At 59.8% G+C, this 12,393-nt stretch carries 9 protein-coding genes; 1 reads left to right on the plus strand and 8 read right to left on the minus strand.

Features of this window, described 5'->3' with window-relative positions:
• The first annotated feature begins 111 nt into the window (after nucleotides 1–111).
• Nucleotides 112–981 (plus strand): D-alanyl-D-alanine carboxypeptidase family protein, encoded by an 870-nt coding sequence (locus B0T39_RS22725; protein WP_081550749.1) that lies wholly within the window; start codon nucleotides 112–114, stop codon nucleotides 979–981.
• Nucleotides 982–1,062: 81 nt separating this feature from the next.
• Here B0T39_RS22725 and B0T39_RS22730 read toward each other — a convergent pair whose 3' ends face one another.
• From B0T39_RS22730 to B0T39_RS22765, 8 genes are all read right to left on the minus strand, one after another.
• Nucleotides 1,063–1,590: a fimbrial protein gene (locus tag B0T39_RS22730; RefSeq protein WP_081550751.1), complete on the minus strand. Its 528-nt coding sequence runs from the start codon at nucleotides 1,588–1,590 to the stop codon at nucleotides 1,063–1,065.
• Between the two features lie 66 nt (nucleotides 1,591–1,656).
• Entirely contained in the window at nucleotides 1,657–2,670 is a 1,014-nt protein-coding gene (locus B0T39_RS22735) for a fimbrial protein (RefSeq protein WP_081550753.1), read from the minus strand.
• A 30-nt stretch (nucleotides 2,671–2,700) separates the two neighbouring features.
• A complete protein-coding gene (locus tag B0T39_RS22740; protein WP_081550755.1) occupies nucleotides 2,701–3,435 on the minus strand; it encodes a fimbrial biogenesis chaperone in 735 nt (244 codons plus the stop codon).
• A 16-nt stretch (nucleotides 3,436–3,451) separates the two neighbouring features.
• Nucleotides 3,452–5,875: a fimbria/pilus outer membrane usher protein gene (locus tag B0T39_RS22745; protein WP_081550757.1), complete on the minus strand. Its 2,424-nt coding sequence runs from the start codon at nucleotides 5,873–5,875 to the stop codon at nucleotides 3,452–3,454.
• A gap of 314 nt (nucleotides 5,876–6,189) precedes the next feature.
• Nucleotides 6,190–6,714, minus strand: a complete 525-nt coding sequence (locus B0T39_RS22750) for a fimbrial protein (RefSeq protein WP_048414004.1) — start codon at nucleotides 6,712–6,714, stop codon at nucleotides 6,190–6,192.
• A 357-nt stretch (nucleotides 6,715–7,071) separates the two neighbouring features.
• Nucleotides 7,072–7,422 (minus strand): hypothetical protein, encoded by a 351-nt coding sequence (locus B0T39_RS22755; protein WP_141111366.1) that lies wholly within the window; start codon nucleotides 7,420–7,422, stop codon nucleotides 7,072–7,074.
• Nucleotides 7,423–8,529: 1,107 nt separating this feature from the next.
• The gene (locus tag B0T39_RS22760; RefSeq protein ID WP_081550761.1) at nucleotides 8,530–9,795 is read right to left on the minus strand and encodes a nitronate monooxygenase; all 1,266 of its coding nucleotides are present in this window, start codon (nucleotides 9,793–9,795) and stop codon (nucleotides 8,530–8,532) included.
• A 253-nt stretch (nucleotides 9,796–10,048) separates the two neighbouring features.
• A complete protein-coding gene (locus B0T39_RS22765; RefSeq protein ID WP_081550763.1) occupies nucleotides 10,049–12,058 on the minus strand; it encodes a M13 family metallopeptidase in 2,010 nt (669 codons plus the stop codon).
• Between the last annotated feature and the right edge of the window lie 335 nt (nucleotides 12,059–12,393).

Here is a 12,393-nt window from a genome sequence, read left to right on the forward strand (position 1 = left end):
ATTGTTTAAAATACAGTCAGACCGAGCATAAAACACGGCTTGCGGCGCAGACGCCGCGAGCCTATTTTTCGGTCCGAGATTTCGTTAAATCCGCTCTCCCTGGAGTGAAGCATGATCAAGAAAATTGCAAGCCTGCTGGTATCCGCGGCGTTAGCCATGCCGGTGCTGGCAGGTTCGCCGTCCAGCGTGATGGTGGCCTCGCAAATGGCCGACCTGTCCGTTCCGCGGCTGAATTCGCATTCGGTATTGGTGCTCAACGGCATCACCGGCGAACCCTTATATCAGAAGAACATCCATCAACGCATGCCGATCGCTTCGATCACCAAATTGATGACGGCGATGGTGCTGCTGGATTCCGGCGCCTCGCTGGACCAGGAGGTGACCGTGTCCGACGCCGAAATCGACCGGGTGAAAAACACCTCCTCGCGCCTGGCGGTGGGCACCACCCTCAGCCGCAAGGAAATGCTGCTGCTGGCGCTGATGTCGTCTGAAAATCGCGCCGCCGCCACCCTGGCCCGCACCGCGCTGCCCGGCGGCACCGCCACCTTCGTGGAGCGCATGAACCGTAAAGCGCGCAGCCTGGGCATGACCGAGACCATTTTCCACGACGCCACCGGCCTGGACATGCGCAACACCTCCACCGCCGCGGATCTCGCCCGCATGGTCCGCGCCGCGCACGGCTATCCGCTGATCCGGGCCTTCACCACCACGGAGAAACACCAGATTCAATCGGTAAGCCGCCGCGTGCTGCAATACAAGAACAGCAACGCGCTGGTGCGCGAAGGCGACTGGGAAATTTCACTGCAAAAAACCGGCTACATCCAAGAGGCCGGTCGCTGCATGGTATTGCAAGCCACGGTGGGTTCCCAACCCCTGATCATCGTGTTGTTGGCCGCCGGCGGTAGTGCCGCTCGCGTCAACGACGCCAAAAACATCAAGACCTGGCTAGAGGCGCACCCCGGCAATTGGTTGGCCGGCTGAGTCCGCCCACCAAAATCCACGCTCCAAAACGAAAACAGCCCTGTCCTCAGTTGAAGACAGGGCTGTTTTCATCGCCTGGGCTTACATATAGCGCAGGTCGAACTGAGCCAGGCCGTTGGCCGAGCCCGGCTTGATCCCGCCCTCCTGCCCTTGCGGCACCGGCGCGCGGGTGGATTCGTACATCGCATTGAAACGCAGGGTGTTGCTGCCGTTGGTCAAGCCCACCAGCGGCGAATACTGGCCCAGCACAATGTCGCCGCCGCCCGGCCCCATCAGCCGGATGCCCACGCCGGCGGCGCTGCCGTTGATCGCCATCAGTTCGCCGTTGTCGCGGTCGGCCTCTCCGTTAAAGCGCACCGCCACCGTGGTCATGGTGTCGATAGAGCACTCGGTCAGCCGGATATCGAAGGACACCGGGCGGGAACGGTCGCCGATTTTGCGGAACATTTGCGAGGACACCAGACCCATGCCCACTTCCAGGCTCTGCGAGTTGGGGTCCAGACCGCAGGCGCTCAACACCAGTTCGCCGAAAACGTTCAAGGTGCCGTCCGCCGCCTGCGCCAACGGCGCCGCCAGCGCCAAAGCCAGCACCATCGCCTTGAATTTCATTGCTCCACTCCTTACGCCAATTCAGTTCGCCGTCTCGCCGCCCTCATACCAGAGGGCTCAAGCCGCTCAGATATAATCCAGATCGATATTGACCGTGCCTTGGAACGGGCCTTCTTCCACCTTGCCCATATTGGTGGGGACGATGGTGGCGAACATCGGCACGGTTTTCTGACGGTCGCCCTTGAAAAACTCCGCCAGGAACTCCGACTGCTCCAGCCGCAGCTGACGTCCGTCGCCGTAAAACAGTTGCAAGCCAAGCCCGCTATCCGAGTTGTCCTTCTTTTTCACCAAAGTGGCGGTATAGGTATCCGCCTTGCCGTTGATGCCGCGGAAATAGCCGTTGACCTTGACCGGATCGTCGCAGGTTTTCTCAAGCTTCAGGGCAAAGTCCCTGCGCGGCACCGCCGGGTTGAGCCCCTTGACGGTTTTGGCGATTTTGCCGAAGTCCAAAGCATTGCTGGCCGGATTCAGGCTGACCTTCACCGCGCACTGGATGAAACGGATCTTGTCCAGCCCGGTCACCTTGTAAACCAGATTGCTGCCCTTGATGTCGTTGATCCCGCCGACCCCGTCGAACTGTAAGACTTCAAACTGCGACTTGCCGACGCTCCCATTGCCGGGATACGGCGTCTTGGTGGCGATCACCACCTGGAAGCTCAAGGAAAAATCCGTTGTCGGGCACTGATTCAATGCGATATTGGACGGGCACTTCGGAATGACCTGACCCGTCGCAATCCGCAGATTGGGGTCGAAATTGGGGCGCCCGTTATACATCACGCCAAACTGCACCCCCTGCGGAGAACTGTCCTTGCGCGGGTTAGGATAGAAGAACACCTCCTCCGCCTCCCGCAAGCCATTATGGTCTTTGTAGCAAGAGACATTGACCGTACGCACCGAGGAGTGCCAGATGATCTCGCCGCTTGGCAGGGTGATTGGCACCGCCACCGTGGAGCCTATGTCCTCGGTAATCATCACGCTGCCATTGCGCCCCCCTTCCTTGCACGCCAACGCATGACTCAAGGCCGGCAGCATGGCCAGCGCGGCCATCAACACCAAACGCGGCAAACGACGATTCAACATGGGCTCTCCCTGCGCTGTGCGCTTGCGGAATTATTTCTTGTCTTCGCGGTATTGGCATTGGCCGTCCGCGCAAACAAAGGTAAAGGTGTCCTGAGCGCCGAAATCATTGATGTTGCTCAGCTTCAGACTGGCCGGTAGCGCCTTCAGCGCAAAGCGGGCCTCGCCCTTGGGCGGCACCATCAAGCCGTCCATATCGCGCGGCTTCTTGTCGCCGGGCAGTTCCAAGCCCACCAGGGTCAGGTGGTAGGGACTCGGGTTCTTGAACACCAGCTTGCCGGCGGCGGCGTCGAAGCTCAGCAGCAACTTGTTGGCCGGATTTTCGCCACGCGGCAATTGCGCTTCCTTGGGACGGTAGAACACCTTGATGCGCGACTTGATCGCCAGCTGCAACACATTGTCCTTGTCGCTCTTGGGCGGGACTTCCTGCACGTTCAGATAAAACAGCGATTCTCGGTCGGACGGCAAGTTGGGATCGGGAATGCGGCTCAAGCGCACCACGCCCTTCTCGCCGGCCTCGATGCGTTGTAGCGGCGGCAGCACCAGGAAGGGGGAAGCCAGGCGCTTGCCCTCGCCGTCGCTGAGCCAGGACTGAACCAGATAAGGTTGCTCCGGGTTCTTGTTGCTCAGCACCATGCTGACGTTCTTGTCCTGCTCCAGATAAATCATCCGGGTACGGTCCAGCAAGATGTTGGCCTGCGCCGTCAGCGGCGCGGTCAGCGCAGCCAAAACACTCGCCAGCCCCAGTGCGCGATGAAGAGTTTTCATATCGATTCCTTATTCTTTATTCTGCGAGAGGCGTGCACGTCATGTCGCGGCCGCCTTGGCTCAGCTCGTAATCGGCCGGCAGCGGGTCCACGCGGCAGCGCGTCTTGCCCCAGGAAATTTCCAACTTGGGCGTCGGGCTCAAGCCGGTGACGAAGGTCAGGCCGCCGTCGCCCACCATGCCGACGTCGCGCTTGCCGGCCACATCGCTCACGGTGGCGCCCAAAGGCGGCATTTTGCCATCCGGCAGCCGCACCGTCAGCAAAGCCTTGCGTCCCACTTTGACCGGGAACTCGGTACGGCCCACCGCGCCTTCGGTCAGCACCACGCGGCGTACCGCGGAGCTGGCTTCCACCGAGTCCGGCATATTGTCGTCGTCCAGACGCACATCCTGGCTGTAGTACGGCGCCACGCTGCTCAGCATGGCGTAGCCGTTGCGGTCGGTTTGCGCCGACACCCCGTATACCGGCACGCCGGCCACGCCGTCGGTATCCACCAGCATGCGGGTTTCGCCGCCGTAGCTGTTGCCCATGGTCAGACCACCGGCGTGCAATACCAGCGAGCTGCCCATCCCGGCGGACACGCTGCTGTAACCGCCCTGCTGCTTGCTGGCCGAAACGTCGGCCTGCACCACGCGGCCGGTGTAATGATAGTCGCCGGACACCAGCGGCTTGCCGGAGCGGGTATCCGCGCTCATCGCCACGTTGTAGCTGTGGTTGGGGTTGCTGCTGTCCGAGTAACGGACGGTGTGGCTAGTATTGCCGGCGCTGCCCTGAACGTCGTAGCCGATGCGGCGGTTGTTTTCCAGCGGCATGCTCAAGCCCAGATAAACGCGGTTGCTGCTGCCGGTCCGATCGCGCAGGTTCTGCACCGACAGGTTGAGGCTGACGTTGCGCAAGGAGCCGATATTGATGTCGCGGCTTAGCGATAAATCCACCCGCTGAGTGGCGGTGGCATTCCAATAAGTGGACTTTTCCGCCGACAGAAACACATTGGTCTGGCCGAAGGTCTTGCTGGCGGTCATACCCACCCGCTGTTTGTCGCTGATATAGGTCTGGCCGTCCAGATCGCTGAGGAATTGACCGAAGGATCGGAAATTACGGTCCGAAAAGCGATAGCCGAACAGGCGGATGTCCGCGTTCAGGCTTTCAAACTTCTTGGCGTAGTTGAAACGGTAAGAACGGCCGGCCATGTTCACGCCACCGCGCATTTGAGCGTTGGCCTGGGTCACATCGGCGGACAAAGCGCCCCAGCCGCCGAGATCCTTGGCGAAGCCCATCGCCAGAGAGCGGTAGTCCGTGGAGGCGATGAAGCCGCTGTACAGCGACAAGGTCTGAGTCAGGCCGTAGGACGCCTCGGCGCTGGCCACACTAGGGTGGGACGTGCTGCCGTTCTGATCGGCCTGGCCGATGGCGGCCTTGTAGCGCCACATGCCGTTGCGCGTCAGGAAGGGCACCGAAGCGGTGTTGACGGTAAAGGTCTGCTGGCTGCCGTCGGCCTCTTCCACCGTCACATCCAACTGCCCTTGGGTGCTGCTGCTCAGATCGCGAATGGAAAACGGGCCCGGCGGCACATTAGTGGTGTAGAGTACCCGCCCTTGGTTGCGGATGGTCACCTTGGCATTGGTCTTGGCCACGCCGTTGACCTGCGGCGCATAGCCGCGCAGGCTTTGCGGAATCATGCGGTCGTCGCTGTTCAGCGTGGCGCCGCGCATGGAAAAGGCGTCGAAAATCTCGGAGGTCTTGAACACTTCGCCCAAAGTCAGGCGCGCCTGCATGCCTCTCAGATCGCGGTAGACCTGGGTATTGTTCCAGCTCAGACGGCTGCGGTTAGTCACACTGTCGTCGTATTGATAATTGGAGCGCAAGCGCCAGGGACCGGCGTTAGCCCCGGCCACGCCATAGCTGGTGGTCTTGCTGCTGCTGGCGCCAAGACCGTTGTCGGTGCGCTGATAGAACACCCGGTAATCCAGCATCGCGGCCGGCACGCCGTCGTTCCAGGTTTCCGGCGGCGCGTAGTCTTCATCGCGATAAGCCAGTTCCGCCTGCGGCACCGAGATGTCCAGGCGCGCGTTGCTCTTGCTGTAACGCACTTTGGCGGCGCTGACCGCGGACAAATCAACACACTGCTCGTTCTGCGGCCAGACAATGCCGGAGCGCAGGCCAAGCTGGCGGATCAAATCCGGCGGCAGACACGGGCGCACCGTCTGATCGGCGCCTTCCGGGCGGAAATCCAGCTCCAACTGCTGTAAAAAGCGCTGGTTCAAATACACATCGGCAATATAGCGGCCCGGCACGATATAGCCGGCCTGCTCGAACTGCTCCAGGCTCACGCTGCTGCTCGGGTCCAGTTGCAAAAAGGCGTCGTTGAACTCCACCGCATGCGCAATGCAAGGGCCGAGCGTCAGCGCCATTGCCACAATGTGAATGCGATGCTTGTTCATGCCTGCTGATATCCCGATTTAAGTGCATGCGCCGCCTGGCGGCAGCTTTGCCAAAAACACGCCGTCGCGCCAAATCGCGCCGGCCTTGATTCTGTCCCGCCAGGCAATGACGAAGCCGCGCCGATTTTCAGGCGCAGGAATATGCCTTGGGGGAATGCTTGCAGATGACTATCCTCATGCCCTGGTTTGCAGACTACTCATTGCTGACAGCGGACAAACCAGGCCTGATCATCGCCTAAGCGAACAGACCGTCAGGGCACAAGGAAACAGGGGCCGGAACTTTGCTTCGTTCCGTTTTTGAATCGAACTGCGGATTACTTGTACTGCAGATCGAATACGGCGAAGGCATCGGCTTGACCCGGGGTCACGGCTACCGCGTCGCCGGTTTTGCCGTCGGCTTCGTATGCGGCGCTGAAGTTCAGAGTGTTGTTGCCATCAACCAGGTTCAGGGCGGTGCCGTACTGGTTCAGCTTGATCTGGTCGCCGTTGTTGGTGTTCACCAGACGAACGCCCACGCCCTTGGCGCCGCCGCTCTTCAGAGCCATCAGTTCGTTGTTGGTGCCAGCGGTGCCGGAGAACATCACAGCCACGGTCTTCAGCGTGGTGGTGGTGCAGTCGGTCAGAGTCATTTGGAACGGGGTCGGAGCCGAACGGTCGCCCACTTTCTTGAACACGTGGGTCGGCACTTTGCCCAGACCAACTTCCAGGTTCACGCTCTTGGAATCCAGGCCGCAAGCTGCGGTAACGATTTCGCCCTTAACATCCAGGGTGCCGGCGGCGGCGAAAATGGAGGAAGCGGCAACAGCCATCAGGGAACCAGCAAATACAAATTTTTTCATTCTTGACTCCAACTAAAGGTAATCATTCTCAAACCGCACAGCAGCCTCGCTTGCCGCGTCGCGGACCATCCGCCAGTGCTGACCTGCAGTACTGGAACGCAGACGCATAGTAGCAAGCCGACTAATTGCGTAGGTTTTTTTGTTTCATATTAAATTTTTTCTTTAAAATGCACGCAAAAACACGCCTCGCCGACTTTAAACGATTTGATGAATCAATATTGAATATTTGTTTTATTTCAGGGGTTTGTTAAGAATTGAGCGATATTTGCAATAAAACAACACTTCAAATAAAGAAAACCCACACAACTTATGTTGTGTGGGTTTTTTGCTGATTTATTGAGCAGATTTGAACTGCGATCAGAAGTAATTGACCACCAGATTCACCGCGCCAGCCCGGGCGGTGGCGCTCTTCAGCAGATCGCGGCTGCTGAACTGGTTCTCGCCTTTGCGCACGTTCAGGCTGGCGATCTTGCCTTGCTGGGCGGCGGCTTCGCTATCCAGCGTCAGCTTGGCCGGGCTGGCGCATTGATTGAGTTCGAGAGCGGGCTTGGCGCGGGCCGCGTCGGTGCTGGCCACTTCGTGAGTCTGGGCGCTGCAGCCGCCTTCAACGATGGCGCCGTAGAAATGAACTTGGCCGCCTTGGGCCATTGCTGCGGTAGAAAGAGCGGAAAGCAGGGCTGCCAGTCCAAGTGCGTGCAGACGTTTCATTTTCGACCTTCCTTTCCAAATCCCACCATTAGTAATCAAACACTTTTAGGTTTTAGCTTTTTTTGTAAGCTTAACCGGTTCAATTTCATTCTAGTACAAGTGACATTTAAATTGGAAGGTCTATTTGATAGTTTTTATTACAAATTATATTGTTTTAGAATTAACAAAAACTTACTAATAAATGCAGGTTTAATTAGGAAACAGTTGAGCATATCAAATGAAGACGTCTGACTATCGTTATGGCACAAACCAAGCGCGATCGCCGCCAACAGAACAGATGGGAGGAACCAGCCCAAAACTCGGCGGCCGCGGGCCCTTGACCCGCCCCGCCCGCGCCGCCACAATCGCCTACGTGCCGATCCACATCCGGTACTGGGACTGGAACCCCAAAAAACTTCACTCTCAGCGAACGGGCCGCGTTGCGGCCCTTCTTGTTCGCCGCCTGAGCACTCCCATACGACGGGCGCAGGCTGCGGGAACGGCTTCGGCCGTGCCGAGTGGAGAGTGATCGGTGTTCCAGTCCAGTGGTCTTGCGCCCGCCTCCCGACTGGAACCGAGAAGCGGAGACATCATGCACACGCTCATTAGGAGTATCCCTAATGTCCCAAGCACTTCCCCGCGCCGTCATTACTGGCCCAAGCTTCACGAAACCCAGGCCACGCAGCTGCCCTTCGTCCGCCACCTGCCGCAACGCGGCCAGCCCCACCATTGGCAAACGCCGCCCGCCGACGACTACGTGGACGCCTGCGCCTACGGCCGCGAATGCGCCGCCCATCTGGCCCAGTACCTGAAGTCACAACAAGAACCTGCTCGGCAAGATCGCCTACGACATCGACTTCCGCGACCCTCACCATGCCCGCGGCTATTGGGTTGGTTTCTTCAACTACGCGGAGCAATTGATGGTGCTTGGCGCGCTGCGCTGCGACGTCTGCCAGCACGTGGACAGCGTGCACGCGATGCAACGCGCGCTAATCGCCAAAACCGAGCTGGAAGGCAAAACGCCCGGCCGCAATAGCTAAGGCGTAAAAAAAGCGGCGCGCCGGATTGGCGCGCCGCTTTCATGTCCATGGGAAAGCACAAACCTCAGTCCCTAGTTAGGCCTTCAACTCATACCACAGCAGTACTCTCCAACTCCGGCAAGGCGACCTGGTGATCCTTGCTGTATTGGTAGTCGTGAAACACGTGCTCGGCGCTGAGCAGTTGATAGCTGCCGTCTTCACGCTGGACTGTGGTGTCTTTGAGACGATAGGTATTCTGGCCGCAGGTCCAGCAATCGAAATTGCGCATCTGCGTGCACAAACAGGTCTTGTCCCACACCTTGATGCGGCGCTCGCCGGGGTGGGCGGCCACTTCGCGGTTGTAGGCATCGATATAGGAACAGCCGCCCTTGGCGTCCAGCAGGTAGCCGTAAGCTTCGCAATTGGGGCGGATGCCGTCGCCGATGGCCGGACAGTGCTTGATCATGCGCATCGGATAGCCGGTGGGCGACAGCTGATTGACTTCGATGTCGTCCTCATTGGCCTTGAAGTACTCCTGCTGCACTTTCTCCGGCAGGCCGCATTCGCGCGCCACGGTGAAGCGGGTGGCCACTTGCACCGCGCCGGCGCCCATTTCCAGGAACTGGGTTGCATCGCTGCCGGTGAACACGCCGCCAGCGGGAATCAGCGGGATGTCCAGTTGCTCGGCCCGCAGCCAATCACGGATTTCAGCCACAATGACGGCCAGGTCGTATTGCGCCCAATCCATGCCGAAGCCCAGGTGGCCGCCGGCCAGCGGGCCTTCCACCACCACGTAGTCCGGCAGGCGGTTGCTGCGCGCGCTCTTTTTCAGGAACAACTGCAGAGCGCGCAGCGAGGAGACGATGATGCCGAGTTTGGCGTCGCGGAAGCGCGGGTGATCTTCCATCAACGCAAAGGAGCCCAGATGCAGACCCGCAGCCAGGGTGATGCCGTCGATGCCGGCGTCCAGCGCGGCATGCATGCGCGTGCGCAAGGTTTCCTTGGGCGCGTTCATGGTCAGCTTTTCCATGCAGTTGATGAAGACCAGGCCATCGCCGCGTTTGGCTTCCATGGTCTTGCCCACATGCATGCGGGTAGCTTCCGCCAGCAAACCCAAGTCGAACTGCACGACGGATTTGTCGCTGTTCTCGACATTGAATTTGTACTGCTTGAGCTTGTCTTTGACGTATTTGGTGTTGAAGCGGCGGTCGGTCACCGTGGGCACCATGGCGTCGGAAATATGCCCCACGCCGCCCAGCCTGGCCGCCTCCAGCGCCAGCGCCGAGGTGGAGATGTCCACGCCCATACCGCCAATCATGATGGGCACCAGCTCCTGCTTGCCCAGCCGCAGTCTGAAATCGTCAACGCACTTCATCAAATCAGCCTATCTCTCCTGAATGCTGGCCGGCATTATCCCCCGGCCTTATAGGAAAATCCATTTTTTTAGAGTTTTTGCTCCGAGGCGTCAACCGAACCGCCCCGTCGGCCCCCAGCCGGTTCAAGCGCCAAGTTCAGCTCACTATGCGCCCGCCATATTTCAGCCATGCTACGCGCCGGCTCATTGAAAAAGCCGGGAGGTCCCGGCCTTTCCTTTCATGCCGACGCCTAGCAGGCCGCAAACGGCGGTTTTACCAAATACGGATGCGTTCGTCTTTCGGTTTGAACATCTTGTCGCCGGGCTTGACTTCGAAGGTTTCGGCAAAGGCATCGCTATTGCTCGTCGCGCCGATGGCCCGGAACTCGCCGGGCGAATGCGGATCGGTCACCAAGCGCGACAGCAAGGCCTCGTCGCGAATCTTGGTGCGCCACACCTGGGCGAAGCCGTAGAAGAAGCGCTGGTCGCCGCTCATGCCGTCTATTGTCGGCGCGGGCTTGCCGCCCAGCGACAGCTGGTAGGCCTTGTAGGCGATTTGCAGGCCGGCGTTGTCCGCGATGTTTTCGCCCAGCGTCAACTCGCCGTTGATGTGCTTGCCCGGCAAGGGCTCGTAGCCGTTGTACTGCGCCACCAGCTTGCCTGTCAGTTGATCGAAGCGGGCGCGGTCTTCCGCCGTCCACCAATTGCGCATATTGCCGTCGCCGTCGAACTGGCTGCCCTGATCGTCGAATCCGTGGCTGATTTCATGGCCGATCACCGCGCCGATGCCGCCGTAATTGGCTGCGTCGTCCGCCTTGGCGTCGAAGAACGGCGGCTGCAGAATAGCGGCCGGGAATACGATCTCGTTCAGCGACGGGTTGTAGTAAGCGTTGACGGTTTGCGGCGTCATCCCCCACTCCTCGCGATCCACCGGCTTGCCCAAGCGGGCCAGCATGCGGCGGTATTCAAACAAGGAGCCGCGCTTGATGTTGCCCACCAGGTCGTCCCGCTTGATCGTCAGGCCGCCGTAATCGCGCCACTTATTGGGATAGCCTATCTTCAGCATGTATTTGGACAACTTGTCCTGCGCAGCCTTCTTGGTGGCCGGGCTCATCCAGCTGAGCGTGTCTATGCTCTGGGCGTAGGCCTTCATCAAATTGCCCACCAGCGCTTCCATCTTGGCCTTGGACTCCGGCGGGAAGTAAGCCTGCACGTAGAGCTTGCCCAGAGCCTCCCCCAGATTGCCCTCCACCGCTTTCACCCCGCGCTTCCAGCGCGGCTGCTGCTCCAGCGTGCCGGCCAGCGCCTTGCCGTGAAAGTCGAAACGGGTTTGCGCCAGGCCGCTGTCCAGATAGGGCGCGTAGGCGTCCAGCGTCTGCGCCGTCAGATAGTCCTGCCAGTCTTGCAGCGGCAACTCGGCCGCCAGCTTGGCCCAGGCCTCTGCGTAGCTGGGCTGGTTGACGTTGACGGCGCTGACGCCGCCGGCTTCGGCCGCGTCCAGAAAAGCTTGCCAGTCAAAGCCCGGCGCCCGCTTTTTCAGCTCGGCCACGCTCATCTTGTTGTAAGTCTTTTGCGGATCGCGGTTCTGCACCTTGCTCCACTGGGCTTCGGCCAGCTTGGTTTCCAGCGCAAACACGCGCTGGGCGCGCTGCTCCGGTTCCGCGTAGCCGCCCAGCTTGAACAATTTTGCGAGGTAGGCGCGATAGGCCTGGCGAGCTTTCTCGAAGCGCGCGTCCTTGCCCAGATAGTAGTCGCGGTCCGGCATGCTCAGGCCGTTCTGATACAAGCCGGCCAGGTATTGACGCGCGCCCTTGGCGTCCGCCTCAACGTAAAAAGCCAAAGGCTGTTGCACGCCCAGACCCTGCGCCGCGCCCATCCAGGCCGCCATCGCGCGCTTGTCCTTCAAGGCGGCAATCTCCGCCAGCTCGCCGCGCAGCGGCGCCAGGCCCAGTTTGTCCAGCGCGGCCTCGTCCATAAAGCTGTGATACAGGTCGCCGATTTTCTGCGCCTCCGGCGACGCGTTCGGCTTGGCTGCGGCTTCTTCTATCAGCTTGCGGCTGCGCTCCAGGCTCAGGTCGCGCAATTGCTTGAAGGCGCCGTCGTTGTCTTCGGACGCCGGCAGCACCGCGTGCTTGATCCAGGCGCCGTTGACCGCGTGATAGATATCGTCTTGCGGACGCACCGCGTTGTCGAAATGCTGTTTGTCGATGCCGGACACCGCGCTGGCTTGCGCTTGCCAGGCCAGCAACAGGCTGGCGGCCATCAGGGCTAACTTCATTTTCATCGGGGTTCCTTTCACTCCATTTCTCTGCGGCCCTGTTTTCCTTGTTTTGGTTCCGGTGAAAATGCCGGGCCGGCTCACAACGACAAGATAAAGGCAGCCTAAAGGCTGCCTTTTCCTCACAACGGGTCAAATATCAACTTCATGACAAAGACAACATATATACAAGACATATATAAGGAATGCCTTGGTCAGGCCCGTGGGTTACTGTACAAACTGCTCGGAGCCCACAATGCCCAGCTTGGTCACCCCCAAACGCTGCGACTCCGCCAGCACCATCGCCACCGGCTCGTACCCCGCTTCCTTGTTCGGCTTGATGTGAAACTCCGGCTGCGGCA

The sequence above is a fragment of the Chromobacterium haemolyticum genome, from assembly GCF_002081825.1.
GTDB classification, from domain to species: Bacteria; Pseudomonadota; Gammaproteobacteria; order Burkholderiales; family Chromobacteriaceae; genus Chromobacterium; species Chromobacterium fluminis.

Bases quoted from the DNA above. Each gene is read 5' to 3' on its own strand.
- B0T39_RS22725 (WP_081550749.1), top strand. From the start codon at position 112: ATGATCAAGAAAATTGCAAGCCTGCTGGTATCCGCGGCGTTAGCCATG.
- B0T39_RS22730 (WP_081550751.1), bottom strand. From the start codon at position 1,590: ATGAAATTCAAGGCGATGGTGCTGGCTTTGGCGCTGGCGGCGCCGTTG.
- B0T39_RS22735 (WP_081550753.1), bottom strand. From the start codon at position 2,670: ATGTTGAATCGTCGTTTGCCGCGTTTGGTGTTGATGGCCGCGCTGGCC.
- B0T39_RS22740 (WP_081550755.1), bottom strand. From the start codon at position 3,435: ATGAAAACTCTTCATCGCGCACTGGGGCTGGCGAGTGTTTTGGCTGCG.
- B0T39_RS22745 (WP_081550757.1), bottom strand. From the start codon at position 5,875: ATGAACAAGCATCGCATTCACATTGTGGCAATGGCGCTGACGCTCGGC.
- B0T39_RS22750 (WP_048414004.1), bottom strand. From the start codon at position 6,714: ATGAAAAAATTTGTATTTGCTGGTTCCCTGATGGCTGTTGCCGCTTCC.
- B0T39_RS22755 (WP_141111366.1), bottom strand. From the start codon at position 7,422: ATGAAACGTCTGCACGCACTTGGACTGGCAGCCCTGCTTTCCGCTCTT.
- B0T39_RS22760 (WP_081550761.1), bottom strand. From the start codon at position 9,795: ATGAAGTGCGTTGACGATTTCAGACTGCGGCTGGGCAAGCAGGAGCTG.
- B0T39_RS22765 (WP_081550763.1), bottom strand. From the start codon at position 12,058: ATGAAAATGAAGTTAGCCCTGATGGCCGCCAGCCTGTTGCTGGCCTGG.